This window comes from Citrobacter sp. Ct235 (genome assembly GCF_030332305.1).
Taxonomy (GTDB): domain Bacteria; phylum Pseudomonadota; class Gammaproteobacteria; order Enterobacterales; family Enterobacteriaceae; genus Citrobacter_A; species Citrobacter_A telavivensis.
In genome coordinates this window covers 57784-82346 of the sequence record NZ_JAOWIC010000037.1, presented here as the reverse complement: position 1 = coordinate 82346, position 24563 = coordinate 57784, and the positions used below count along the sequence as shown (strand labels likewise).

24 protein-coding genes, 2 tRNA genes and 1 rRNA gene are annotated in these 24563 nt (G+C 50.8%); 11 read left to right on the top strand and 16 right to left on the bottom strand.

The annotated features are described in order from the left end of the window. Window positions 1–143 precede the first annotated feature (143 nt). The 3 genes from rrf (at window position 144) to dkgB (ending at window position 1358) form a co-directional block, all read left to right on the top strand. A 5S ribosomal RNA gene (gene rrf / locus OGY35_RS04295) occupies window positions 144–259 on the top strand. A 54-nt stretch (window positions 260–313) separates the two neighbouring features. Then, window positions 314–390 (top strand) — tRNA-Asp (locus OGY35_RS04290). A gap of 164 nt (window positions 391–554) precedes the next feature. After that, a complete protein-coding gene (gene dkgB / locus OGY35_RS04285; protein ID WP_152405802.1) occupies window positions 555–1358 on the top strand; it encodes a 2,5-didehydrogluconate reductase DkgB in 804 nt (267 codons plus the stop codon). Between the two features lie 21 nt (window positions 1359–1379). On the opposite strand, the gene yafC is transcribed toward dkgB, so the two are convergent. Beyond that, window positions 1380–2294 (bottom strand): DNA-binding transcriptional regulator YafC, encoded by a 915-nt coding sequence (gene yafC, locus OGY35_RS04280; RefSeq protein WP_286631502.1) that lies wholly within the window; start codon window positions 2292–2294, stop codon window positions 1380–1382. 104 nt (window positions 2295–2398) lie between these two features. Between yafC and OGY35_RS04275 the strand changes: the two genes are divergently transcribed. The 3 genes from OGY35_RS04275 to OGY35_RS04265 all read left to right on the top strand — a co-directional run bounded on the left by OGY35_RS04275 (window position 2399) and on the right by OGY35_RS04265 (window position 5355). Then, the gene (locus OGY35_RS04275) at window positions 2399–3577 is read left to right on the top strand and encodes an MFS transporter (RefSeq protein ID WP_286631501.1); all 1179 of its coding nucleotides are present in this window, start codon (window positions 2399–2401) and stop codon (window positions 3575–3577) included. A gap of 130 nt (window positions 3578–3707) precedes the next feature. Beyond that, on the top strand, window positions 3708–4508 hold the full coding sequence (locus tag OGY35_RS04270; protein WP_046475869.1) for an endonuclease/exonuclease/phosphatase family protein: 801 nt from the start codon (window positions 3708–3710) through the stop codon (window positions 4506–4508). A 76-nt stretch (window positions 4509–4584) separates the two neighbouring features. Continuing rightward, window positions 4585–5355: a class I SAM-dependent methyltransferase gene (locus OGY35_RS04265; RefSeq protein ID WP_286631500.1), complete on the top strand. Its 771-nt coding sequence runs from the start codon at window positions 4585–4587 to the stop codon at window positions 5353–5355. A 48-nt stretch (window positions 5356–5403) separates the two neighbouring features. Here the strand turns inward: OGY35_RS04265 and mltD are convergent, their stop codons facing one another. Together mltD and gloB are read right to left on the bottom strand one after the other, a co-directional pair. After that, window positions 5404–6771: a murein transglycosylase D gene (gene mltD / locus OGY35_RS04260; protein WP_152405798.1), complete on the bottom strand. Its 1368-nt coding sequence runs from the start codon at window positions 6769–6771 to the stop codon at window positions 5404–5406. A 71-nt stretch (window positions 6772–6842) separates the two neighbouring features. Beyond that, window positions 6843–7598, bottom strand: coding sequence for a hydroxyacylglutathione hydrolase (gloB, locus tag OGY35_RS04255; RefSeq protein ID WP_286631499.1), 756 nt, complete (start codon window positions 7596–7598; stop codon window positions 6843–6845). Window positions 7599–7635: 37 nt separating this feature from the next. On the opposite strand from gloB, the gene OGY35_RS04250 reads away from it, so the two are divergent. Beyond that, window positions 7636–8358: a class I SAM-dependent methyltransferase gene (locus tag OGY35_RS04250; RefSeq protein WP_152405796.1), complete on the top strand. Its 723-nt coding sequence runs from the start codon at window positions 7636–7638 to the stop codon at window positions 8356–8358. Here the strand turns inward: OGY35_RS04250 and rnhA are convergent. Continuing rightward, window positions 8355–8822, bottom strand: coding sequence for a ribonuclease HI (gene rnhA, locus OGY35_RS04245; protein ID WP_046475879.1), 468 nt, complete (start codon window positions 8820–8822; stop codon window positions 8355–8357). The two genes, OGY35_RS04250 and rnhA, sit on opposite strands and share 4 nt — an antisense overlap. 64 nt (window positions 8823–8886) lie before the next feature. On the opposite strand from rnhA, the gene dnaQ reads away from it, so the two are divergent. The 3 genes from dnaQ (at window position 8887) to mdcG (ending at window position 10758) form a co-directional block, all read left to right on the top strand. After that, a complete protein-coding gene (dnaQ, locus tag OGY35_RS04240; protein ID WP_286631498.1) occupies window positions 8887–9615 on the top strand; it encodes a DNA polymerase III subunit epsilon in 729 nt (242 codons plus the stop codon). A gap of 131 nt (window positions 9616–9746) precedes the next feature. Beyond that, window positions 9747–9823: transfer RNA gene (locus OGY35_RS04235), tRNA-Asp, on the top strand. A 284-nt stretch (window positions 9824–10107) separates the two neighbouring features. Further along, window positions 10108–10758 (top strand): malonate decarboxylase holo-[acyl-carrier-protein] synthase, encoded by a 651-nt coding sequence (gene mdcG / locus OGY35_RS04230; protein ID WP_286631497.1) that lies wholly within the window; start codon window positions 10108–10110, stop codon window positions 10756–10758. A gap of 22 nt (window positions 10759–10780) precedes the next feature. Here the strand turns inward: mdcG and OGY35_RS04225 are convergent, their stop codons facing one another. The 3 genes from OGY35_RS04225 to OGY35_RS04215 all read right to left on the bottom strand — a co-directional run bounded on the left by OGY35_RS04225 (window position 10781) and on the right by OGY35_RS04215 (window position 13400). After that, on the bottom strand, window positions 10781–11881 hold the full coding sequence (locus OGY35_RS04225) for a porin (RefSeq protein WP_286631495.1): 1101 nt from the start codon (window positions 11879–11881) through the stop codon (window positions 10781–10783). Window positions 11882–12008: 127 nt separating this feature from the next. Further along, window positions 12009–12677 (bottom strand): hypothetical protein, encoded by a 669-nt coding sequence (locus tag OGY35_RS04220; protein ID WP_132731142.1) that lies wholly within the window; start codon window positions 12675–12677, stop codon window positions 12009–12011. A 15-nt stretch (window positions 12678–12692) separates the two neighbouring features. Then, a complete protein-coding gene (locus OGY35_RS04215) occupies window positions 12693–13400 on the bottom strand; it encodes a DUF5058 family protein (RefSeq protein ID WP_152405792.1) in 708 nt (235 codons plus the stop codon). A gap of 395 nt (window positions 13401–13795) precedes the next feature. Here OGY35_RS04215 and OGY35_RS04210 point away from each other — a divergent pair, with 395 nt between their 5' ends. Next, on the top strand, window positions 13796–15235 hold the full coding sequence (locus tag OGY35_RS04210; protein ID WP_286631494.1) for an amidase: 1440 nt from the start codon (window positions 13796–13798) through the stop codon (window positions 15233–15235). A gap of 184 nt (window positions 15236–15419) precedes the next feature. Here OGY35_RS04210 and OGY35_RS04205 read toward each other — a convergent pair whose 3' ends face one another. From OGY35_RS04205 to OGY35_RS04165, 9 genes are all read right to left on the bottom strand, one after another. Further along, window positions 15420–15635 (bottom strand): acyl-CoA carboxylase biotin carboxyl carrier protein subunit, encoded by a 216-nt coding sequence (locus OGY35_RS04205; protein WP_152405790.1) that lies wholly within the window; start codon window positions 15633–15635, stop codon window positions 15420–15422. Between the two features lie 219 nt (window positions 15636–15854). Continuing rightward, window positions 15855–16958: an acyl carrier protein gene (locus tag OGY35_RS04200; RefSeq protein WP_286631493.1), complete on the bottom strand. Its 1104-nt coding sequence runs from the start codon at window positions 16956–16958 to the stop codon at window positions 15855–15857. Window positions 16959–17078: 120 nt separating this feature from the next. Further along, window positions 17079–17960 carry a biotin-independent malonate decarboxylase subunit gamma gene (gene mdcE, locus OGY35_RS04195; RefSeq protein ID WP_152405788.1) on the bottom strand — a complete coding sequence of 294 codons (882 nt, stop codon included), beginning with the start codon at window positions 17958–17960 and terminating at the stop codon, window positions 17079–17081. A 10-nt stretch (window positions 17961–17970) separates the two neighbouring features. Beyond that, on the bottom strand, window positions 17971–19248 hold the full coding sequence (locus OGY35_RS04190; protein WP_286631492.1) for a biotin-independent malonate decarboxylase subunit beta: 1278 nt from the start codon (window positions 19246–19248) through the stop codon (window positions 17971–17973). Window positions 19249–19264: 16 nt separating this feature from the next. Beyond that, entirely contained in the window at window positions 19265–20932 is a 1668-nt protein-coding gene (gene mdcA / locus OGY35_RS04185) for a malonate decarboxylase subunit alpha (protein WP_152405786.1), read from the bottom strand. A 64-nt stretch (window positions 20933–20996) separates the two neighbouring features. Beyond that, window positions 20997–22223, bottom strand: coding sequence for a Na+-transporting malonate decarboxylase, carboxybiotin decarboxylase subunit (gene madB, locus OGY35_RS04180; RefSeq protein ID WP_178827994.1), 1227 nt, complete (start codon window positions 22221–22223; stop codon window positions 20997–20999). Window positions 22224–22244: 21 nt separating this feature from the next. Continuing rightward, window positions 22245–22370, bottom strand: a complete 126-nt coding sequence (locus tag OGY35_RS04175) for a hypothetical protein (protein ID WP_258441289.1) — start codon at window positions 22368–22370, stop codon at window positions 22245–22247. After that, entirely contained in the window at window positions 22367–23221 is an 855-nt protein-coding gene (locus OGY35_RS04170; RefSeq protein ID WP_286631491.1) for a triphosphoribosyl-dephospho-CoA synthase, read from the bottom strand. Before OGY35_RS04170 ends, OGY35_RS04175 begins: the two co-directional genes overlap by 4 nt. A gap of 371 nt (window positions 23222–23592) precedes the next feature. Further along, complete coding sequence (locus OGY35_RS04165; protein WP_235922400.1) at window positions 23593–24522, bottom strand: LysR family transcriptional regulator; 930 nt, start codon at window positions 24520–24522, stop codon at window positions 23593–23595. Between the last annotated feature and the right edge of the window lie 41 nt (window positions 24523–24563).

The window sequence follows — 24563 nt, the reverse complement described above, 5'->3', positions numbered from 1 at the left end:
ATTAGCGAAAACGAAAGATTTTGCGCTGAGGCAAGGCGGCAAGCGAAGTAAAGGAAGGAGCATACAGGAGTATGTGACTGCGTTTACGAGCGAAGGCAACGCAGCATCAGGGTAAAAGATTCGTTTTGAGCACCAAGAATTTGCCTGGCGGCTGTAGCGCGGTGGTCCCACCTGACCCCATGCCGAACTCAGAAGTGAAACGCCGTAGCGCCGATGGTAGTGTGGGGTCTCCCCATGTGAGAGTAGGGAACTGCCAGGCATCAAATTAAGCAGTAAACTGGTGTAAAAATCAGTGGTTGTAGAAAAATTCGGTGGAGCGGTAGTTCAGTTGGTTAGAATACCTGCCTGTCACGCAGGGGGTCGCGGGTTCGAGTCCCGTCCGTTCCGCCACTTATTAAGAGCCCTGAGTTAACGCTCAGGGCTTTTTCTTTGTCTGAAATCCCATTATTGCTAAAAACGCAAAAATCCTCTGCTTTTTCCGCTCTTTTTCCGCACAACGTAAAACATCATAATCCTCTCAGTTAACGAACACGATGAATTAAAGAGGAATTATGATGACTATCCCTGCATTCGGTTTAGGTACCTTCCGTCTTAAGGACGATGTGGTTATTGCATCTGTAAAAACGGCTCTGGAGCTCGGTTACCGCGCTGTCGATACTGCACAAATCTATGATAATGAAGCTGCAGTTGGTCAGGCGATTGCTGAGAGCGGTGTTCCGCGCAATGAACTGTACATCACGACCAAGATCTGGATTGAGAATCTGAGCAAAGACAAGCTGATCCCCAGCCTGAAAGAGAGCCTGAAAAAACTGCGTACTGATTATGTAGATTTGACGCTGATCCACTGGCCTTCTCCAAACGATGCCGTATCGGTTGAAGAATTCATGCAGGCGCTGCTGGAAGCGAAAAAGCAGGGGCTGACGCGTGAAATCGGTATCTCTAACTTCACCATTCCGCTGATGGAAAAAGCCATTGCTGCGGTTGGCGCTGAAAATATCGCGACCAACCAGATCGAACTGTCCCCATACCTGCAAAATGGCAAAGTGGTTAACTGGGCGAAGGAGCACGGTATCCACATCACCTCTTACATGACGCTGGCGTATGGTAAGGCACTGAAAGATGATGTGATTGCCCGTATCGCAACGAAACACAATGCCACTGCTGCCCAGGTGATCCTGGCATGGGCAATGGGGGAAGGTTATTCGGTCATTCCGTCATCGACTAAGCGTGAAAACCTGGCGAGCAACCTGCTGGCGTTGGATCTGACGTTAGATGCCGAAGATAAAAAAGCGATCGCTGCTCTGGATTGCAACGATCGTCTGGTAAGCCCGGAAGGTCTGGCGCCACAGTGGGATTAATAGAGTAACCCCTGAGTGCCTTTAACCCTCTTTGACAGCTCCTCCGGGAGCTGTTTTTATATGTTCACTCAGAAAGTCGATAAAGGCTCGAATACGCGTACTCACGGCACGATCGCTGTAATAGACCGCGCTGAACGGCATCTCCACAGGCAAGCGTTTATCTGCCATCAGTTCCACCAGTTCACCCCGTGCGATTTCCCGATCAATCATATAGTCTGACAGGCAGGCAATGCCGTTTCCACTGAGGCATAGTTGTTTAAGCGTTTCGCCGCTGTTTGACGAAATTCCACATGCAATCTCGTGAAGTTGGCCATCGTTGCAGGCAATGGGCCAGGTGTTTAGCGACACGGGTTCGGTGAAGCCCAGACACAGGTGTTCCTTCAGTTCTTCGACCGTTTCTGGCCTACCAAAGTGTTCAAGGTAGTCTGGCGAGGCGATAATCTTCCGATAGCTGGTAAATAGCGGTCGGGCGCGCAGACTGGAATCCGTCAGCGTGCCCACCCGGATTGCAACATCGACTTTCCTCTCGATCAGGTTGATGAAGGTTTCAGAGGAGACAAGAGAAAGGGTAATTTCCGGATAACGTTCGCGGAAAGGCTTTATTAACGGCATCAGAAAGTGCAGCATCACCGGCGTGGCGGCGTCAATACGCAGCACACCGCGTGGAGTATTGCGTGTCTCCATGATTTCCGTCTCTGCTGCCGCCATCTCCTGTAACAAAGACTGGACGCGGCGAAAATAACGTTCGCCTTCTTCTGTCAGACTGAGTTGCCGCGTCGTCCGGTTGAGTAAACTCACGCCGAGCTTCATTTCCAGCTTTTTGACCGCCCGGCTTACCGCAGAGTTTGCCTGACCTAACTGTTCCGCCGCCCGGCTGAAACTTCCGCTTTCTACCACGGAAACAAAAATGGCGAGTTCTTCTGAGGTTGCTTTCATTTTTGCACCTGAAGCAAAATTATATTGATATTTTGGATATTTTTGTTATTAAAACATCCCGGCATACTGCGTGTCATCCGAATACTGATGATATGGAGTGATTTATGCCTCTCGCGTTATTTGCGCTAACAATAAGTGCCTTTGCTATTGGCACAACCGAATTTGTGATTGTGGGTCTGGTGCCGACAATTGCCGAACAATTGGCCATCTCCCTGCCTTCTGCAGGAATGCTGGTTTCCATCTACGCTCTGGGCGTGGCGATTGGTGCACCGGTACTAACGGCGTTGACCGGGCGACTGCCGCGTAAGCAGTTGCTGGTTGCGTTGATGGTGCTGTTCACGGCGGGAAATTTGCTGGCGTGGCAGGCACCTGGCTATATGACCTTGATTGCGGCCCGTTTGCTTACCGGTCTGGCTCATGGCGTGTTCTTCTCCATTGGTTCCACCATTGCCACCAGTCTGGTGGCAAAAGAGAAAGCGGCTTCAGCTATCGCTATTATGTTTGGTGGTCTGACTGTTGCTCTGGTAACCGGGGTTCCTCTGGGGACGTTCATCGGTCAGCATTTTGGCTGGCGCGAAACGTTCCTGGCGGTTTCAGTGTTAGGTGTTATTGCATTGATCAGCAGCCAGTGGCTTATTCCAGCGAACATCCCAGGGCGCGCGGCGGCGACACTGCGTGACCAGATGAGCGTCTTAACGCACCCACGTTTGCTGATCATCTATGCGATCACTGCGTTGGGCTATGGCGGCGTCTTTACCGCGTTTACCTTTCTGGCACCGATAATGCAGGATCTGGCCGGTTTCTCACCTGCCGCGGTGAGCTGGATCTTATTAGGCTATGGCGTATCGGTGGCGGTAGGCAACATCTGGGGAGGAAAACTGGCGGATAAACATGGCGCGGTGCCTGCACTGAAACTCATTTTCGCCGCACTGTTTGTCCTGCTGATCGTCTTTCAGTTTACTGCCTCTATGCAGTACGTCGCGCTGGCAACAGTACTGGTGATGGGGATCTTCGCCTTCGGTAATGTACCGGGCCTGCAGGTCTATGTGGTGCAAAAAGCCGAGCAATTTACGCCGAACGCGGTAGATGTGGCATCCGGACTTAACATCGCGGCCTTTAACATCGGGATTGCGATTGGTTCCGTTGTCGGTGGACAAACGGTGGAACACTTTGGTTTGGCACAGACTCCGTGGATTGGGGCGTTGATTGTGTTGGGGGCCTTTCTGTTGACAGGCGTTAGCGGTCGACTGGATAAACCCGCTCGCGTTGCCGTGCTGGGCTAAGGTCTTGATGTAAGCGCATGCTTACAAAACAATCTGCAATTGGTCGTTGAAAGTGTGAGCTAAAATCCCTATAACAGAAGAACCAGTCCGGCACCGGACTGGTTGACGTTACAGAGGTTTTAAAGTCAAAGTGCGAAAAAACACCTATGCCATGCGCTATGTTGCCGGACAACCCGCTGAGCGGATTTTGCCGCCAGGGTCATTTTCGAGCATCGGCCAGGCATTACCCGCCGGGGCGCCGTTAAGCAGTGAAGATCGGATCCGCATCCTGGTGTGGAATATTTTTAAGCAGCAGCGAGCGGAATGGCTTTCGGTGCTGAAGAATTTTGGCAAAGATGCGCACCTGGTGTTGTTACAGGAAGCACAGACGACGCCGGAGCTGGTGAGGTTTGCGACGGCGAATTATCTGGCAGCCGATCAGGTTCCGGCATTTGTTCTGCCACAGCATCCGTCAGGCGTGATGACGCTCTCATCTGCGCATCCCGTGTACTGTTGCCCGCTTCGCGAGCGTGAACCTATCCTGCGACTGGCGAAGTCGGCGCTGGTTACCGTCTATCCGTTACCAGATACGCGACTGTTGATGGTCGTTAACATTCATGCGGTTAACTTTAGTCTGGGGGTCGATGTGTATAGTAAGCAGTTACTTCCAATCGGTGACCAGATTGCGCATCACAGTGGGCCGGTGATTATGGCCGGAGATTTCAATGCCTGGAGCCGACGCCGCATGAATGCGCTATATCGCTTCGCGCGTGAAATGTCGCTGCGGCAGGTACGTTTTACTGACGATCAGCGCCGTCGCGCGTTTGGTCGCCCGCTGGATTTTGTTTTTTATCGTGGCCTGAACGTCAGCGAGGCTTCTGTACTGGTCACGCGCGCATCCGATCACAATCCGCTACTCGTTGAATTCAGTCCCGGCAAACCTGAGCAGTAAGGTGTGTCAGGTCTGCCGTTGGGGCAGACCTGTAGTGGTGCTGCCCTTTATCTTGCAAACAACCAAGGACAGCATAATGACAACACACTCCCACCACGACAACGTCGAAAAGCAGTTTGGCTCCCAGGCTAACGCCTATTTAACCAGTGCCGTGCATGCGTCTGGTCGCGACTTACAGCGACTGGCTGAGCGTCTGTCTGCCTTCCCACAGGCCAGCGTACTGGACATGGGCTGTGGCGCCGGGCATGCCAGCTTTATCGCCGCTCAGAATGTGAAACAGGTGGTGGCTTACGATTTATCTTCGCAGATGCTCGAGGTCGTTACACAGGCGGCAAAAGAGAAGGGATTAGCCAACATCACCACAAAGCAGGGATATGCTGAAAGCCTGCCTTTTGAGGATGGCGTCTTTGATGTTGTCATCAGTCGTTACTCGGCGCATCACTGGCATGATGTCGGCAGAGCGCTGCGTGAAGTCAATCGGGTATTAAAACCGGGCGGTGTGTTGATTATTATGGATGTGATGTCCCCAGGGCATCCGGTCCGCGATGTCTGGTTACAGACGGTTGAAGCCTTGCGCGACACCTCGCACGTTCGCAACTATTCCAGCGGTGAGTGGTTGGCACTGATGAATGACGCGAACCTGATTGTCGATTCGTTGATAACCGATCGTTTGCCACTGGAATTCAGTTCATGGGTGGCGAGAATGCGTACGCCTGCTGAACTGGTGGACGCCATTCGCCTCTATCAGGTGAGTGCCTCCGCAGAGGTGAAAACCTACTTCGCCTTACAGGACGAGGGATCGTTTACCAGCGATACAATCATGGCCGAAGCGCATAAAGCAGCATAAATAAGAAAGGCACCGGGGGAAATCGGTGCCTTTTAATATTGCGAGCTATCAGGAGTCTGGCGTGTTGTTGTTTTTCACAAACAACGTCAGTTGATCGCCGGGCTTCAGATTGTCCGTATCGTTGTTCCAGCGCATGACATCTTTGATGTTAACGCCGTGACGTTTGGCAATGCTCGAAAGCGAATCGCCCTTACGTACACGATAGGTAATACTGTCGCTGTTTTTAGCCAGCAGTTGTGCACTGTTACCTGCACCAACCGTCAGACTTTGGCCCACTTTCAGCGTTGAACCGCGCAGTTTGTTCCACTGCTGCAGATCCTTCGTGCTTACGCCAAGACGTGAAGCAATGCCAGAAAGCGTATCGCCAGAACGAACGGTATAGCTACGGCTGTTCAGCGGAGTGTTATCTGCCACCAACGTAGACTGTACGGCTGCAATTTCGCCGGCTGCCAGAGATTCACGCAATTTCTCTGCATGCTTCTTTGGTACCATCACGTATTGCGGGCCGCTTGCGCCCAACGTGGAGCCTTTCACACCAGCATTAAATGTCTTCAGCTTGCTGACGGGAATACCCGCCATATCGGCAACCTGCGCCATTTCGACTGGACTGCTTAAACGAACACGCGCCAGTGCACGGCTTTCGTCTGTGGTTGGCAGACGTACGCCATAACGTTTGCTGTTCTTGAGAATATCACTCAGAGCCAGCATTTTTGGCACGTACAGCTTCGTTTCCTGAGGCAATGGCAACGACCAGAAATCGGTGGATTTCCCACGCGCTTTGTTCGTTTTAATCGCCTTCATGACCCGACCTTCGCCGCTATTATAAGCCGCAACGGTCAACAGCCAGTCGCCGTCAAACATTTTGTTCAGACGCTGCATCATGTCGAGCGCTGCGGTTGTGGAAGCCACAACATCGCGACGCGCGTCATAACTGCGGGTCTGTTTTAAACCATAATTGCGCCCCGTGCTCGGAATGATCTGCCAGATGCCTGCGGCATTGGCGCCAGACGTCGCGTGAGGATCAAAAGCGCTCTCCACTATGGGTAGTAGTACCAGTTCCATCGGCATGTTACGTTTCTTAACTTGCCCGGCTATCCAGTACATATACGGCTCTGCCCGTAAAGTTACATCGTGGAGATAGCTCTTATTGCGTAAATATTTCTGTTTTTGTTCGCGAATCCGGTCATTTTCCGGAATTCCCATCTTTAGCTCGTCGCCAATGAAAGCCCACAGGTCTTGATCCGGCGCGAGGGACGTCCCATCGTCCATCCATCGTGCCTGACTCGTAAACTTTCCTGCTTCCCCTTGACCAGCTGCAGAAAGGCTCTGTGCGTGCTGTTGGACATTGCCGGCGTTTTGAGACGACTGGCAACCCACGAGCAGGACAGAGGCGAGTAAGATCGCTTTTGCCTTCATGTGTGTGTCAATAGTTGCTTAAAAGACGACCGATCATAACGGCGAAGTTTTGAAAAGGCAACCCGGAATTATCAGAAGCTGTCTTTCTTTGACCTTAACCAGGCAAATCGCTCTTCAGGGTGTTGCAATATTGTTTCTTTGTTAATTTCATTAATTAAATCAATATCTTCTGTTCTTAAAAAAATATTATTTTTCCGCTCATTTTTCAGAATAACGGGGAGTGTTATTTGTTTTTTTACCCGTAACTCATTAACTTTACGATAATAATCATTTATGTACGAATCGTGCGGTAGTATGCTCAGTGCAAACGTTAAATTTTCTAAAGTATACTCGTGGGCGCAACAAATAAGTGTATCGTCAGGAAGTGCGGATATTTTTTTAAGTGATTGATACATCTGACTAGCTGTACCTTCGAACAAGCGTCCACAGCCGCCGGAGAACAGCGTATCACCGCAGAAAAGATAAGGATGGCTGAAGTAACAGATATGTCCTAAAGTGTGACCGGGTGTAGCAAATACAGTAAATTCATGCCCCAAAATGAGGGCGGAATCGCCATCTTCGACTATATGAGTGACCCCCTTATCTTGTGTCTCTGCCGGTCCATAAACCACTAGTTTAGGAAAGTTCTGTACCAGTTCTTTCACGCCACCGACGTGGTCGTGATGATGGTGGGTGAGTAAAATGGCCTCTGGCTGCCACTGGTTTTCGGCAATGGCTTTTAACACCGGCGCGGCGTCACCCGGGTCCACGATCAGGCAACGTCCTTCATCATTACTCAGAACCCAGATGTAATTGTCCTGAAACGCCGGAATACTGTTAAGATTCATAAATTACCTCTCTATCTATGCATAACGGATGGTTGTGATGAAACCGGCAAGGAACCCTCAAACAGTCGTAGCACCCGATCGCTGGAGCGATTTGCCCTGGGGAGAGTACTATCGTGAGGCGCTGGAAAAGCAGCTTAACCCGTGGTTTGCAAAAATGTATGGTTTTCACCTGCTTAAGGTGGGCAATTTGAGTGCGGAAATCAACTCAGAAGCCTGTGCGGTTTCACATCAGGTTAATGTTTCTGCCAAAGGCTCGCCGGTCCAGGTTCAGGCCGACCCGCTACATCTACCTTTTGCCGATAAATCTGTCGATGTCTGTCTGCTGGCGCACACGCTGCCCTGGTGCACCGATCCCCATCGCCTGTTGCGTGAAGCCGATCGGGTACTCATTGATGATGGCTGGCTGGTGCTGAGCGGATTCAACCCGGTCAGCCTGATGGGACTGCGCAAACTGGTGCCGGTACTGCGTAAATCTTCGCCTTATAATAGTCGTATGTTTACACTGATGCGGCAACTGGACTGGCTGTCGCTGCTGAATTTTGAGGTGCTGTACTATAGCCGTTTTCACGTATTGCCGTGGAAAAAGCAGGGGGGAAAGATGTTAAGCGCACACCTTCCCGCGCTGGGCTGTATGCAGGTGATTGTCGCGCGTAAGCGAACGATTCCACTTACGCTTAATCCGATGAAACAGAGCAAAGCGAAAGCGCGTATACCTCAGGCCGTCGGCGCGACCCGGCAGTATCGCAAGCCGGACGTTTAGGCTTCGGGCTGATAGCCTACATCTTCCTGGGTTGGGTTCATGGCGGCGGCACGGGCAAGTTCATCACAACGCTCGTTTTCCGGATGACCAGCATGGCCTTTTACCCATTCCCATTTGATCTGATGCTGACCGAGCGCGGCATCAAGACGTTTCCAGAGATCGACGTTTTTTACCGGCTTTTTGTCGGCGGTTTTCCAGCCGCGTTTTTTCCAGTTGTGGATCCATTGGGTGATCCCCTGGCGCACATACTGGCTGTCGGTGCTCAAAATGACTTCGCACTGTTCTTTCAGGGCTTCCAGGGCGACTATCGCTGCCATTAGTTCCATGCGATTATTGGTCGTGAGGGTATAGCCCTCATTAAAGGTTTTTTCGCGTCCGCGATAGCGTAAAATTGCACCGTAACCGCCCGGACCTGGATTGCCCAGGCACGAACCGTCGGTGAAAATTTCTACCTGTTTAAGCATCTCTGGTAGACTTCCTGTAATTGAATCGAACCGTAAAACGACAAGTCTGACATAAATGACCGCTATGAGCACTGCAATTACACGACAGATCGTTCTCGATACCGAAACCACCGGTATGAACCAGATTGGCGCGCACTACGAAGGGCACAAGATCATTGAGATCGGTGCTGTCGAGGTGGTGAACCGCCGTCTGACGGGAAATAACTTCCATGTCTATCTGAAGCCCGACCGGCTGGTGGATCCGGAAGCGTTCGGCGTACACGGGATTGCGGATGAGTTTCTGCTGGATAAGCCGACGTTTGCCGAGGTGGCGGATGAGTTTCTCGACTATATCCGCGGGGCGGAGTTGGTCATTCATAACGCGTCGTTTGATATCGGCTTTATGGACTACGAGTTCGGCAAGCTCAATCGCGATATCCCGAAAACGAACACCTTCTGTAAAGTCACGGATAGTCTGGCGCTGGCGAGGAAGATGTTTCCTGGTAAGCGTAACAGTCTGGATGCGTTGTGCTCGCGTTATGAGATAGACAACAGCAAACGTACGCTGCACGGCGCATTGCTTGATGCCCAGATTCTGGCCGATGTTTATCTGATGATGACCGGTGGTCAGACGACGATGGCGTTTTCGATGGAAGGTGAAGCCCAGCAGCAGGGCAATACGGGGATACAGCGCCTTGTGCGTCAGGCCAACAAGTTACGCGTCGTTTTCGCCACTGATGAGGAAGTTGCGGCCCATGAATCGCGCCTCGACCTGGTGGAAAAGAAAGGGGGAAGTTGCCTCTGGCGGGCGTAGAAAGCCTGTTTATGAGGTAAAAATCGTCGCCCGGGCGATTTTTACAGCAAACGATTAAAAACGCGAGAAAAAGCGTTGACGCGGTGCATGGCAATCCGTAATATTCGCTTCGTTCCCAAGTGGAACAACGCGGAGCGGTAGTTCAGTTGGTTAGAATACCTGCCTGTCACGCAGGGGGTCGCGGGTTCGAGTCCCGTCCGTTCCGCCAAATTCTGTTCACTGGGTGTTTAAGTACACTCTGTGATGATAAGAAACCGTATCGCTGTTGAGGTGATGCGGTTTTTTTTCGTCTGAAATTGTCTTACCTGCCTGTCAGGCTATCCGGCGTTAACAGGCCTGCGAAAAGGTCTGTGCGATCCCGCGATCGCTGTCCCTTCCATCCTCTTTTTTCTCGTTTACCTTTTGCGTAATGAAAGCACCCGACGCGTAATTGACGATTCCCGGCTATGGGATAGATTTTGGGTATATTTCAAAAAGCCAGAGGAGGGATACATGCTCCAGCGTCATGATTTACTGCACATTAGCATTCCGGCGGCTAAGCGCATTTTTTCTCGGTGGCAGACATCACGGGTTACCTGGCAGCAGGCGTTTGTGGCGGGAGAACTGCCTGGCATTGTGCGCCGTCCTGTCGAAGGGGAATCGCAAAACGAAATTGCGCTGGGTTTTAGTTTCCCTGAACGCGTGAATGGTCAGCGCCAACGCCTCGCCAGCACCGTCATGCCGGACGAGGTGATCTGCCGCCTGACGCCATTTGAGATAGCGCAAAGAGCATTTGCCCCCCGAACACCCGCGCTCATGGCGCTGGCCGATCTGCGGGAGCGCTTTACTCTCCTGGCGTGTGTAGCGGGGGTATGGGGATCGACGGCATTAGAAATTGTCAGTGGTTTTCACTATACGGATGGTCAATCCGATCTGGATATTGTGATTGATATTTATCCTGTCGAGCAGTTGCACGACGTGTATCAGTGCCTGCTGCAACTGGAGCAAACACATCACACGCGGATTGACGTTGAGGTGCGATGGCCGACGGGATACGGCATTAATTTGAAAGAGTTCATGACGACGCAGGGACAAATATTGGGGAAGAGCCTGAACGACGTCAGGCTCTTCGATAAGCAGGCTTTGCTTGCGGGGACGATGTGACGTTAATCGCGCAAGAAAGGGATTAGAGCTGGTAAACAAAGCCGAACACGATGGTATCGTCGGTGTTCAGCTTCGTCGCCATCGTAAAGTCATCCCGGTCCAGTAAATTGATTTTATAGTTTGCGTAGGCGGCAAGCGTATCATTGAAATAATACATTGCGCCCAGGTTGATAAACTGCAGAAGATCGTGATCCCCGCGATAGCCGCTCAGATCTTTTCCTTTACTCTGCAGGTAACCGATAGAGGGTTCGAATCCGTTACTGAAACGGTATTTGGCGACCAGTTCTGTGGCATGCACTTTATTCGCGATATTTACCCCGCTACCAAAGGAGGTCATATTCGAGGTTTCACCGTACAGCGCGGCCAGATAAAGCCCATCTAAACGGTATTTTGCGCTGACCACAAACGATTCGGCATAAGGGCCGGTCGCCACATGGTTGCCATAATGTCGTTGTTCCCCGGTTCTGTTTGCATGAGTATAGACGCCGCCCAGCGACAAACCGAAATCAAAATCATAGGTCATCGACATCCCGTAGCCATCGCCGTTTTGCTTCTGGAGAATACGGCTATTATTGGTCGTGTTTTCACCTTCGGTACCGCTATTTTTTCCCTGATATTGCAGGGCAACATCGAGCCCATCAACCAGACCGAAGAAATCCCGATTACGCCATGTTGCCAGGTTCGTGGCGCGTTGTGCCATATAGGTATCGGTATGGAAAATAGTGGCGGCACCAAACTCAGGTAAAACATCGGTCCAGGCACCAAGGTCGTACATAATCCCCCAGTTGCGACCATAGTCGAGAGAACCTAATGACGAATAATTAAGACCGGCAAAGGCCAGGCGCGTCCAGGAATGTTTATCTTCCCCTTCATATTTATTGGCCTGGAACTGCATCTGGAAATTACCATATCCGGTGAGCTGCGGGGAAATTTGAGTTTCGCCACGCAAACCGAATCGGACATAGGTATTATCCCCATTTTCGTTCGCATAATCAGAAATCAGATGCGAAGCCTGAATTTTCCCATAAACTCCCAGTCTGTTACCGTCTTTGTTATATATCTCAACGGCACTGGCAGGTACTATCATCAGGGATGAAAGAAGGAGTGCAAGTTTTTTAAACATAGAGAGTCCCTCGCAAAATAATGCGATAAATAATGTGTTGTGATTGTTTCGTTTATGTAATTTAAAAATTGGCCGCTATTATAATAGTGCGCTAATAATTATCAGGCACATATTTTACGGCACGGCATTACTTAACAATATTTTTCTTATAGAGCACTCTGGTTAACAACATGTTGCCGAAGATAGCTACAATAATGTAAACATAGGCCGGCAGGGTCGGGAATAAGATATAGACGATCGCTGTGACCGGTAATGCATACAGCGCAATCCTTGGTTTCATCACGGTAAACTGCCCGTACAGACAACCGAAAATAGTCGGCAGAATATAGTTTTTAACCGCAGCAATCAGTGCTGGCGGCGAAACGGACAATATCCAGTCTCCCATTAAAACGGCAAGGGTCAGAAAGAACAGGTTGGTAAAAATCGAGCCGGCGATACCCAGCGTGGAGATAATTTCCGCCTGCTTAGAACCATTTTCTACACCGACGGCCATTTGGGCTGCTGCCGAGGCCGGGAGTCGAACGTTAGAGATATTGCCTGACAGAATCCCCAGATAACTGCCTGTCAATCCCAGGATGGGATAATAGGAAAAAGGTTCAACAAAATAGAATGCGCCAAATACCATCGCAATCGACAGCCAGGAGGTTAAGGCGACCTCCAGAGGGGGATAAACGTCATACACGATGTAAAAGTAAAAGAGCGGCGCAAAGCTGGTTATCGTTGCCAGAAGGAAGCAGATCCGTCCTATCCTTATCGATGTTGCCGTCCAGTTGAGACCATCATTAGTCTGTTGCATCGTTTATTTCCTTCGTTATGAATAAAGGCTGGCCGCGACCATGCCAATGATAAGTGCAATTCCTAAGGCATACTCTTTTAGCCAGCTTATCTTTTTGCCGAGGATCGCCAGCCCGCCCATTGCGAAGAAACCGGCAAGGCATGCCACCGTTTTATCGTTCATGGCGAGGATGAAGGGGGTTGAGAGGAAGCCGAAAAGTCCCAGCATCGCCGTGACGGAGATGAGCCCCAGCCAGACTTTGTCTCCTCCGCCCATTTTTTCTCTGACCTTTTCCATCCGGTGGATGAAGAAGTATCCAACGACAATCCAGCCGCAGCTGTTGATGATTGCGGTGTAAAGTCCGGAGACCATCGCGGTTAAGTTATAATTCTCTGAACCGACCGGCGCGCCATAGGTTTCGGCTCCCAGATTGATGGCTGCCAGCTCCACCGGTGCCGCCCCAATCCCGACGAAGCGCATCCAGGTTAAAGGGCCACCGATAATTGCGGTCATACTGAACACGACCACGAAAACCGAGATAGAAGGGCCAATGGAACTGAAAATTCCGCTTCTGAGACCTTTGGTACATTGGGCCTGTGTTAAGCCTACGTTTGGTGCGTTTTTATAAGACAATCTGATATATAACGAAGCCATTACCAGGATAATGGCGCCCAGGGGCATTGCGATCCACCAAAGTATCGGATCATTAACGATAGCAATGATGTCGGCTTCATCGATCTTCATTCACGAACACTCCTTTATTAACATCACCTATGAAATAATTCACGAGTGAGAAAAATACAATGAATGTATATAGAACGTTAAATACATTCGGTTCTGTCAGGGGCTGGCATTTTTTCTAAAAGTGTCATTTAATGTATATCGAAACGAACTTACCTAAAATGTTATGAGAATCACAAATATTACAACGTTGCTTTTAAGGTAATGGCGTTACATTTAAAGTAACGGGATTGAAAATATCATGATGCTAATGTTGAGATCAGTCACAATACGTCATGGGATTAATTTGATAATAAATGTTGTCCTACAACTTATCCTGCTGCAACGAATGGAGTTGTATGGATATTCTTAAATAAACGCGAATGCGTTTGCAGGAAAAATCAATTTCAGAGGGCAACATGAATAAAATCAATAATCCGATTACGGAAATGAGCGCCCTGGCGCTTTCCGACAGCATCAAATCCAGGGAGGTATCATGTGTTGAAGTCATGAATGCTTATTTGGATAAAATTGAAATCCTTAACCCAAAAGTCAATGCCATTGTCTCCTTACAGGACCGGGATGATTTAGTGGAGCAGGCCAGAAATAAGGATAAACAACTGACCAATGGTCAGTATATGGGGTGGATGCACGGATTTCCTCATGCCGTTAAGGATTTATCTGCGGTAAAAGGGATTACTCTGACAAACGGTTCTCCTATTTTTAAAGATTTCATCGCGCCTAACGATTCGGTTATGGTTGAACGCATCAGAAACAAAGGGGCCATTTTTATCGGTAAAACGAACACGCCGGAGTTTGGGCTGGGTTCGAACACGATAAATAACGTTTTTGGCACGACCTGGAACGCCTGGGATCAGACGAAATCTTCGGGAGGCAGCAGTGGCGGCGCGGCGGTTGCGCTGGCATTGCAGATGCTACCGGTGGCGGACGGCAGTGACATGATGGGTTCGCTGCGTAATCCTGCGGCCTGGAACAACATCATTGGTTTCAGACCGAGTCAGGGACGCGTACCCTTTGGGCCGACACCAGAGGTTTTTGTGAGCCAGTTGGGGCTTGAAGGGCCAATGGGGCGTAACGTCGCGGATACGGCTCGATTGCTGCAAACCCAGTCGGGCTATGATGCGCGAGTTCCACTGTCGCTAGGTCAACCTCTGGCACCATTCACCCCGCCTGAGCGCAAACTGCGCATTGGCTGGCTTGCCGATTTAAATGGCGCGCTGCCGATGGAAGAGGGCGTCCTGAGTCTTTGCGAAAACGCCTTAAAAGTCTTTGAGAAACTTGGCCACAGTGTCGAACCTGTAAAACTGGATGTCACGGCTGAACAGATGTGGGAGACCTGGCTGGTCTGGCGTCACTGGATTGTCTCCAACGGTTTACGTCCACTGTATGACAAACCTGAAACCCGCGCGTTGCTGAAACCGCAGGCGGTCTGGGAAGTTGAGGGTGGACTGGAATTGACGGCTCGTGATGCCTACCTCGCCTCCGTGCAGCGGAGCACTATCTACCAGGCGTTCAATAAGCTGTTCGCGGAATATGACATTGTTGTTCTGCCGACGGCGCAAATCTTCCCCTTCGATCCTTCTCAACACTCACCGCAGGAAGTGGCAGGAAAACAAATGGATACGTATCACCGCTATATGGAAGTGGTGGTTCCTGCAACCCTGATTGGTAGTCCATCCCTTAGCGTTCCAGTAGGCTTCAATGCACAGGGATTGCCGATGGGGATGCAACTGATTGGGCCTCATGCCCATGATATGGAAGTGTTGAGCATTGGTCAGATCTACGAACAAGAAACACGCTGGAATCTGGATTATCGGCCGAAACTGCTACAGCCATAATTATTGATAATTAACCATTTGCCTCTTACCGGGATGCTTATCCCGGTTTTTTTGCGCTGAATTAAGTAATGAATATCACAACCAGAAATAAAGGCCAGCAGGGGACGCAGACAGGAAATTACGGAATAAAAAAGTTACGCCACTGAAAACAGTGGCGTGTGAGAAAATCGGCGTGGCTTAAATTTTAGGATTCAATCTCAAATAATGGCGAACCCGGGTTAACACGGTCACCCACGTTCACCGAAATAGATTTAATGGTACCGGCTTCATGTGCAGGGATGGGCATTTTCATTTTCATGGCTTCCATTACCAGAACCTGTTGACCTTTGGCAACGCTATCACCCACAGCACACAGGATTTCTTCAACAATGCCAGGTACTTTTGATTTCATTTCAGACATAACGACATCCTTTTTTTATGAGAAATAATTAAATAATTTACGAGGCAAAAAACCTGGTATCCTGAAAACGATTTATTATTATCGTTACGATGATAATTACCTGTTCAAAGAATAATTTCAATGACAGACGGCCTGGTTTTCGCCAACATAAATGATGTTTGGTTACCTAAAAGGTAACGATATTGCGACCTGCATTTATTAACACTGGCAACAGAATTGCTAGCGGCGTTTTAGCCACGCCGGATCGCTCTTGGATTTCCTTTCATAAGTGAGTTGCGCCTGTACCAGCGTATCAAACAGTCCGGTGGCAACCGGACCGCGAATCGTCGCCACGCACGCCGGAGCCGGTGTTTCATCCGGTGGCTGACCGGGAACCAGTTTTAATTCGGTGACATCGGCGGTGAGCACCAGATTTGTGGCGACTTTGACAATACATCCCTTAATGCGAAGCAGCGTGCGAGCGGTTCTTTCCATCAGTTCGCGCGAATGGTACGGGGTAGCTGCTATCACCACTTCGTAATTTGGCTGCGTACGTTGTCTTTTATACGTCAGTAATTTTCCCTGCCTGTTGCAGATATGCCCCTGAGGACTGACCGGGAAGCTGTCGCCAGTCGGTAATCCCCCTACGATCATCTCGACATACTCCTGACCATACGGAGACGCCACCAGACTCAGATCATCGCGCAGAAACTGGCCATCCAGCGTCAGCCAACCGAATTCCTGGCTGCCATAGAGATCGTGGACGGTAAAATTAAACTCGCTGGCGAGTTCCAGCAATTCCGGATCCAGAGGCGTTCCGGCAGCAAGCAGACACAGTTTTTCAGGCAATAACCCGGCGAGATCCATCGTTTTTGCCTGCTTTAGCGTGGCGCGCAGAAACGAAGACTCTCCCAGCACGACCTGGTAATTTTCTTTGATCAGCGCCAGCAGCAGGGCATCCTGGCAGGAACGCAACAAAAAGCCGTGGCTAACGCCAGCTTCAACCAGCGAATCCGGCGTAAAGACGTTGATCAGCGGGGCATAGGTCACCAGCATCCGATCGCCAGGCATAATGCCTGCAAGCTGAAAGGCTTTGCGGCCTGCCGCAATCCGCTGTGGCATCTCTTCATGCGTGATGCCGACAATGTTCTGAAATGCGCTGGAGCCCGTGGTAAAGGTCACGCAGGCCAGGTTTAACGGCGTATGGATCTGTTCAATCACATGCGCGCTGGTGGGACCGTCAATGCCCTTGCTACCTAAGGTTCGCTGAGGCATCTGCGCTAGTGTGGGTACGGTACTGATCTCCTGTACCATCATTTCCAGCATCCTGAGTTTATCCTGCATTCGCAACCTCCCTACGGTGTGAACCGACAGCCCGTGAATCCTGCGTTACCCCGGGGGAACGCGGCTGATGCATTCCCCCGAAGATCTTGCTCACTTTCCTTGGTGCGAAACCGTCAGGCTTTACGCCTGGATATAACGCTCCGCGACATCCTCGAACTGCTGCTGCATCAACGCTTGTACCGCAGTACGAATCTTACGTCCCCCGCGATGGAAACCGAGTCTTCCGCGACCTTCAGGGCCCAGCAGATGTTGCTGCCCTTCGCATTTTAACGCCCGAATTTCTGTCATGTGCTGAAGCAGCGCATCGCGCATCTGGTCGAGCTCATCGATCTGCTGTTCTATACCGCCGAGATGGTAAAAGAACTGCGGACCTGCGGCAAAAACCGGATTACTGGTTGCCAACTCGCTCAGCCGCTCCAGACTTTGCCGGGTGATGCGCGCAATACTGGTAAGCGGCATAACGTGGATCATCGTGTTGAATTTGCTGCTGAGACTCAGAATGCGATCTGCCTGTAAGCCGTGGCACAGGAATGCGCCACTGATGGCACGACCGATCACCAGCGCAATGACGGGATGTCCTGCTTTACGGGCCTCAGCCAGCGCCAGTTGATAAGCCCCCGTAGCCTTATTCATACCAATAATTTCTTCGACTTTGCCCGGCCCGTTCCCCGGGGTATCGACGATCAGCAGCAATGTCCGTTTGTCAGCGATGGGTTTATTGGCGTCGGCGGCAATCGAGCAATACACGGCGCGGGCCATTTTGTACGCCTCTTCTAGGCCGATAATGCCGGCGTAGACCACCGGAAAGCGCGGATTGAAAGCCATTGCGTCATTGGCGATGACCGTGCAGGTGCGTCCCCCCAGTTGCGCAGAACCCACCACCGCACCAGGACCGTAGTCTTCGCAAGGGAGGGTAAACGCCGGTAACTGATTTTCCTGAAAACTGTCGGGATCGACCAGCATGTCGATAGCGGCGCGTCCCTGACCCATTAAAGTCTCCATTGTTTTCTCCTTAGCGATCGGATGTAGAAGGGGTGAAGCGTCGGGTCGTGGCTAAAAACGCGTCCAGCGACATATCCACCAGTGCCTGCGGGGGTTCATTGCCAGCCGCCCGCCAGACATCGACTGAATCCGTTGGCTGGAGTTCACTGACCGCCGCGACCGTGGCCATCTGCCTGGAAACCAGTTCAGGGCTGCCGATCCGCCTTAATGCTTCGATCTCCGCCATGGTCATTCCGGCAATCTTCTGCACCTGGGCGCGGAAAGCGTCAATGCTGTCTTCAACAAGGAAATTACAGTCGCCCATGATGTATTTATGTTTCCCCCCGGTAGTGCGGAACACCAGGGCGCGATCCGAGGCGTCAAATTCGTCGCGCCCCATTTCTTGCTCAATGACTTCCGGGCCGGTTAGCCCAATGCGACTGAACTGGCTCATGACGATGACGTCGGTGGCGGCGGCAACGAAGCCCATGCCGCCGAAACATCCCAGCTTACTGCCCACCAGTGCCACGACCGGGATTTTGTGGCGAAGATCCTGAAGCAAGTCCATCACCTCGGCGTGGGCCAGCAAACCCGCGTTCGCCTCATGCAACCGCACGCCGCCGGTTTCAAAAGAGATCAGCACCAGGGGACATTTTTCAGCCTGCGGTGGCGCATCGTTGTGGCTTAACCGCTGGTACAGCTCAAGCGCCAGCTTCAACGCGCCGGCCATTTTGGCACCGCCCACTTCGCCAATCGAACCACCGATAAAGCGGCCTTCCTGGGAGATAATGAGGGTCGGACGACGACCCAGCAGTCCAATTCCGGTTACGATCCCATCATCAAATTCGACAGCTTCGCCCAGCACCGGAAGATGCGGACTGGTACATCTGTCCGCCGGACCGGCTAACTCGGTAAAGGTCCCCTCATCGACTAAACCGTAAGCCCGGGTGCGAGCGTTAGCCTCGAGAAAGCTTTTGGCGCCAGAGGATTCATTCGCGGGCTCCAGTTCAGCCAGCGCCTGCTGTAAACGTAGGGCAACGACGGCGGGCGGTGCGTTATTGTCATTAATGCTGATGAGCACATCGCCCAGTTGGCTCTCGTCGATAAAACGTGTCATGACCCGGCGCCAGATATCATCGAATCCGGTGATGGGGGTGTTGATGCAGATGTTCGCTTTGCCATTCAGGTTCTGGCTCTCAATCAATACCTCCAGATCGCCAGAACCCACGACGCCAAAATGCACCATTGGCCGGGATAACGGGCGCGGAGTCGCCGCACTACACCACATATTCAGTTGGTTTAACGCCATTTCTTCTTCTCCTGAATTACCAGTTACGGAACCGTGATGGTGGGTTGTACAAGCCACCTGACCAGTCCATCAATTCCTTGATATTTTTGGCTGCCAGCAGCGAACGGTTCGCGCGTCGACGGTCGATACCCAGATCTTCCGGCGTTTTAACCAGACCACGTTCGCGCAACCGTGCCGTTTCGGCCGGATCTGCCTGCAGACCGAGTTCTGTGTAACCAGCAACGGCGCGAATGGCCGCCATCCGCTGCTCCTGACCGACACAGCGATGCAGATAGGCAATGCCTTCTTCGCTGAGGATATGCGTGACATCATCGGCGTAAACCATCACCGGCGGTAACGGCAGGTTGGCATTTTCTGCCAGTTGCCAGGCATCGAGGCGATCGACAAACGCCGGCGCTCTTTTTTCACGGAAGGTTTCCTGGATCTGCACGACCAGGCGCTTGCCACGCGGCATATCACCCAGCAACTCCTGTTGAGTAGCAGAGAATTCCTCACCGCACTTCAGCCAGGCCTCTGTGGTGTGACGGCGTCCTTTGGCGTCGCATCCCATGTTGGGCGCGCCGCCAAAGCCGGCGACCCTGTCAGCCGTCGCGGTGCTACTGTTGCCGTATTTGTCGATTTGCAGCGTGCCGCCGATGAACATGTCGAGGGCGTAGTGTCCGGCCGTCTGGGCAAAGGCCCGGTTAGAACGCAGCGAGCCATCGGGGCCGATGGTGAAAATGTCCGGGCGCTGGCTCACGTAATTTTCCATGCCCAGTTCGCCGCCGAAGCAATGGATCGCCTCAAGCCAGCCGCTTTCTATCGCCGGGATCAGCGTCGGGTGCGGGTTCAGCACCATATGGGTACAGACTTTTCCCTTCAGACCCAACTCCTCGCCATAGGTGGGGAGTAAAAGCTCAATGGCGGCGGTGAAAAAACCAATGCCGTGGTTGATGCGTTTGACGCCATATTCGGCATAGATCCCCTTCAGCGCCATCATTGCCATCAGGACATGCGTGTCGGTAATTAATGCCGGATCGCGGGTAAACAGCGGCTCGATATAAAAAGGACGCGGCGACTCAATCACCACATCGACCCAGTCGCCGGGAATATCTACGCGCGGGACTTTATCGACGATCTTATTCGCCTGAGCAATGACGATGCCCTGGCGGAATTTCGTCGCTTCAACGATGGCGGGGGTATCTTCGGTATTAAAACCGGTGTACAGGTTGCCTTCGCGGTCAGCTTCATACGCCGTGACCAGCGAGACGCGTGGGTACAAATCAATAAAGTAGCGGGCAAACAGCTCCAGATACGTATGAATAGCGCCGAGCTTGATCTTGCCTTCCCGGATGGCGGTGGCGAGGTGCTCTGATTGCGGTCCCGCGTAAGCAAAGTCGAGTTTTTCGGCGATCCCCCGTTCAAAGAGTTCCAGATGTGCGGCCAGAGGAACGGCTGATTGCACCATATGCAGATGATTTATTTTTTCTTTATCAACCTTGCACAAGCATTCGGCCAGAAAATCGGCCTGTTTCTGGTTGTTCCCCTCAATGTTAATTCTGTCGCCTGCACGGATAACGCCTTCCAGCAATGTAACGGTGTCCGCCGCATCAATTTCTTTCCCTTGTCTGAATAGCGACTGTATCTGCGCCATACGCTGCCGGGTGTCTTCCTGTAATTTGTTCCATTTTTTTACTTCAGACATACCAATATCTCCAGTTTATAAATAGTCTCATTGGTGAATCAGGTGTTGGATATTGATAAAAACGTTACGGTAAAATAGTGACCACTGAGAATGTGGTCATAAATATCCCGGCGGCGACGGCGGAGACAATAATTCCGCTGATCGTTGTGCCGATGGCAACCGGTAAAATAACGCTATAGGGGTTTTCCGCTGTGACTTCATACTGCGCAATTTTGGCACAGGTCGGCATACAAGAGACGCCAGAAATACCGACCACCGGGTTATAGCTGTAATTTTTCCGCCGTGACAGGAAATAAATAAACCAGCCGCCGGCTAATGCGCCAATACCCGAAATAACCAGTGCGCCGATGCCCAACACCAGAATAATACCAACCTTCGGATCCATCAGGGTCTGCGCGCTGCACAATGTTCCCAGCAGAAGACTCAGGAAGAAGGTGGCGCTGTAGGTGATCGTACTTTCCAGCAGCTTGTGATAAGGGAGAATATCCGCCTCTTTAATGGCCATCCCGACGAAGAATGACAGCAATAATGGCGCGGCCGCAGGCAGCAACAAACAAAGCAGGGTACACATGGAGATGATGAAAATGAATTTCGCCTTTTTGGACACCTGCGGGTATTCCATTTCCGTGTCAACGCCGCGGAATTTTTTCGGCACCATCAGACGTACCAGATAAGGGAAACCTGCGTAAGCCAGCGTCAGGTACAAATAGGCGATAATCGCAATCGGAACAAACAGATTCGGCGACATAATCAGTGCCGAGAACATCACTAACGGACCATCTGCACCGCCGATTGTGGCAATAGCGGCGGCTTCATTAAGCGGCAGACCAAAGAACTGATAGCCGATAACCAACATGACAAACGTACCGAGTTCGGCAAACAGCGCGACGATAATGCTGGCCCAGGGTCTGGCAAGCAGAAAACTGACATCACTCATGGTGCCGATGCCAAGATAGATTAAACAGCCGATCAGACCATTACTGAACGTCAGGGCGTAAATCGGTTGCAGGAAGTTCACCTGCATCAACGACATTAACTCGTTGGTTTCACTCACCATGGGATCCAGCATGATGGTGCCGATGGTGCCATTATTCAGAAACAATACGCCGGCGTTAATGGCGATCATTCCCAGGCCCATAGGTACCATGATTAACGGATCCAGTTTCCGTTTAAAGCCGAGGTAAGCGAGGGCGAAGCCGCACACAATGAGCAGGAAACGGACCAGGGCGATCAGCGGATCTTCAGTAAAAAAAGTCCCGATACCCGAGAAGAGGCGTAATAATATCTCCATGATTAATTCCTTATTTTATTATTAGTCGTCATCACGAATATTTAATTTATTCATGGCTTTGTTTAATCCAACGACGATCCCCATAACGGCAAATGAAATGGCGATAGTGATGCAATAACAAATAAACGCATATTGATAGATGCTCATATTCTCTCCTGGGTAACGTCGTTGGGAAAATGTGAATGGCATAGCAGATACATTGCGATGCTCAGGGCTAAGAGATCCGCTGAACCGCCTGGGCTAATTCTGTGCTGACAGCACCATTCGTTAAGCTGGTGAATACGCGCCTCACCTCCCGGAGCACTTATCCCGCCGCGATGAACAATTTCTGATGCGCGGAGTTTCAGTTCAGCCAGTTGTTGCGGCCCTGTCCGCCACAATACGTTCGTGTCTTCACACTGTGTCATCAGCATCAGGAGGCAATCGACTAATGCATGACGTAAAGGCAGCCTCTTGTTGAATGCCGCGATTAACGCCGGATAGCCTATTTGAGCGATTGTGGGGAAGCCCTGTTCAGCTTCGCCTCGGATCCCGGTGACGCCGTATTTCGTAAACAATATTTCACCGGCCGTCTGTGCTGGACGGGTCTTTAAAACGGCAAAATCAGATTCGCATAACCCCTGGCAGAGTTGGCGGATGCAATGGGCCAGTGAAATGCTGTTAATGGGTTGATTCAGGCCAGATAAATAACCTGCAGCACAGGCCAGAACCGAACCAGAAAACAGGATCCCGCGCTGCGTGTTGATTCCCCGGGTCACTTCAAGCAGGCGGTTTTCATAATCAATGCCAATCGGTCTAATCTTTTTTAACAGCCGTGACAAAGGTTTGCGATGCGTGAACCCGGCCTCGGCGCACAGCGTGAAACAGGGGGCAATCGCGGAAGAACTGAGCAGGAAAGTTTGCAGATTCATATCGCTGTGCGAGCCGGTTGATACCGGGGTGACCAGTCCTGGTTTTGGGAAACTGCAGACTTCAAGCAAGATGGCTTGCAGCAGCACTTCACCCACCATCGCTGGCTGAGACTGAAAATAGTTAACTGTTCTGTCATCAGGCAATGATGGAGAGAAGGTTATCTGAGTTACGTTCGCGAGTGCCTGCATTATTCTCTTCCTTTAAGAATGTTTATTCTGATTTTTTCCAATACCAGGCGAACACCACAATCGGTCATTTGCCGTTTACGATGCGATGAATACGTTAAGAATTAGAATAATTGGAAAAGGTACTGTATTTGAAAATCAGTATAAATCTGTGGTAAACACAGTCAATTACACACCGGGTTCTATCGTTACGTAAAAGGTAATGAGTGAAAAAAAACGGCGGGCGGCGCTATCCGGGAATTATCACATCCCAATTATAGTGCCGTTATTTTTTAAGAGGCGGGAGTCTGACTCTGTTTTTTATTATAACTGCGGGCGTACATCCGACATTCCGCAATTAAGGGTAGCAGGTTGTATTCACTATTACGGGGGAAAACTAATGCGATATGCTGCTTCATCTGAAAACGCGTTTCCAGGGGTAAAAGTCTGACTTTATCAGAGAATAAACTTCTCATTCTCCCCGGCAACAGACCGCAACCCATGTTGGAGCTGATAAGGCTCATCAGCGAGAAGACATCCTGTACCTGAACAATAACGTCAGGTTTGAAGCCAGCAATTTTAAACGCCTCCTGAAAACCATTGTAGGTGGCAAAACCTTCGGTAAGGCTGATAAATTTTTGATTGCTGTACAGGGTTAAATCAACAGGAACCTGGGGTGGCGCAGGAACATCAACCGGCGTGGCAAGAAAAATATCATCATCAAAAATCGGTAAGGTTTCAAATCTTGCCGTATCGTAGTGTTCCGGAACGGAAATTAAAATAGCATCAACCATTTGGGTATTGAGTAAGCCTAATAACTTCTGGTTCGACGCCATTAAGAGTTCGACATCAAGATTGGGTCTTCGTTGTTTTAGCCCCATGATTAAATGAGGGATGGTTTCGAGAGACAAAGAATACAGCATACCAATTTTTAACTTACTGGCTTTTTCCTTCGAGGCGGCCTGCGTAAGACGAACACAGCGTTGAAACTGTTCCAGCAGAAGGGTGGATTGCTCCTCAAGCACATTCGCACTGTCGAGCGGAAACAGCGATCGGCCCTGGTGGATAAAAAGGGCACAGCGCAGGTCTTCTTCCAGTGCATGAAGCGTACGGTGAACGCTGACTTTACTGATATTGAGTGTTTCAGCCGTCTTCGTCACATTCCGGTTTTGCATGTAAGAAAGAAAAATCTCTAATTTTCTTAAGGTGATCCCATTAAACATAACTGGTTTCCTTCTGGTGATGAATTCTGCCATTACATGCG

Bases quoted from the DNA above. Each gene is read 5' to 3' on its own strand.
- madB (WP_178827994.1), bottom strand. From the start codon at position 22,223: ATGGAGATATTATTACGCCTCTTCTCGGGTATCGGGACTTTTTTTACT.
- mltD (WP_152405798.1), bottom strand. From the start codon at position 6,771: ATGAAGGCAAAAGCGATCTTACTCGCCTCTGTCCTGCTCGTGGGTTGC.
- mdcG (WP_286631497.1), top strand. From the start codon at position 10,108: ATGCTCCAGCGTCATGATTTACTGCACATTAGCATTCCGGCGGCTAAG.
- yafC (WP_286631502.1), bottom strand. From the start codon at position 2,294: ATGAAAGCAACCTCAGAAGAACTCGCCATTTTTGTTTCCGTGGTAGAA.
- rnhA (WP_046475879.1), bottom strand. From the start codon at position 8,822: ATGCTTAAACAGGTAGAAATTTTCACCGACGGTTCGTGCCTGGGCAAT.
- OGY35_RS04220 (WP_132731142.1), bottom strand. From the start codon at position 12,677: ATGCAACAGACTAATGATGGTCTCAACTGGACGGCAACATCGATAAGG.
- OGY35_RS04210 (WP_286631494.1), top strand. From the start codon at position 13,796: ATGAATAAAATCAATAATCCGATTACGGAAATGAGCGCCCTGGCGCTT.
- dkgB (WP_152405802.1), top strand. From the start codon at position 555: ATGACTATCCCTGCATTCGGTTTAGGTACCTTCCGTCTTAAGGACGAT.
- dnaQ (WP_286631498.1), top strand. From the start codon at position 8,887: ATGAGCACTGCAATTACACGACAGATCGTTCTCGATACCGAAACCACC.
- OGY35_RS04225 (WP_286631495.1), bottom strand. From the start codon at position 11,881: ATGTTTAAAAAACTTGCACTCCTTCTTTCATCCCTGATGATAGTACCT.
- mdcE (WP_152405788.1), bottom strand. From the start codon at position 17,960: ATGGAGACTTTAATGGGTCAGGGACGCGCCGCTATCGACATGCTGGTC.
- mdcA (WP_152405786.1), bottom strand. From the start codon at position 20,932: ATGTCTGAAGTAAAAAAATGGAACAAATTACAGGAAGACACCCGGCAG.
- OGY35_RS04205 (WP_152405790.1), bottom strand. From the start codon at position 15,635: ATGTCTGAAATGAAATCAAAAGTACCTGGCATTGTTGAAGAAATCCTG.
- OGY35_RS04215 (WP_152405792.1), bottom strand. From the start codon at position 13,400: ATGAAGATCGATGAAGCCGACATCATTGCTATCGTTAATGATCCGATA.
- gloB (WP_286631499.1), bottom strand. From the start codon at position 7,598: ATGAATCTTAACAGTATTCCGGCGTTTCAGGACAATTACATCTGGGTT.
- OGY35_RS04265 (WP_286631500.1), top strand. From the start codon at position 4,585: ATGACAACACACTCCCACCACGACAACGTCGAAAAGCAGTTTGGCTCC.
- OGY35_RS04190 (WP_286631492.1), bottom strand. From the start codon at position 19,248: ATGGCGTTAAACCAACTGAATATGTGGTGTAGTGCGGCGACTCCGCGC.
- OGY35_RS04200 (WP_286631493.1), bottom strand. From the start codon at position 16,958: ATGCAGGATAAACTCAGGATGCTGGAAATGATGGTACAGGAGATCAGT.
- OGY35_RS04250 (WP_152405796.1), top strand. From the start codon at position 7,636: ATGAAACCGGCAAGGAACCCTCAAACAGTCGTAGCACCCGATCGCTGG.
- OGY35_RS04175 (WP_258441289.1), bottom strand. From the start codon at position 22,370: ATGAGCATCTATCAATATGCGTTTATTTGTTATTGCATCACTATCGCC.
- OGY35_RS04275 (WP_286631501.1), top strand. From the start codon at position 2,399: ATGCCTCTCGCGTTATTTGCGCTAACAATAAGTGCCTTTGCTATTGGC.
- OGY35_RS04165 (WP_235922400.1), bottom strand. From the start codon at position 24,522: ATGTTTAATGGGATCACCTTAAGAAAATTAGAGATTTTTCTTTCTTAC.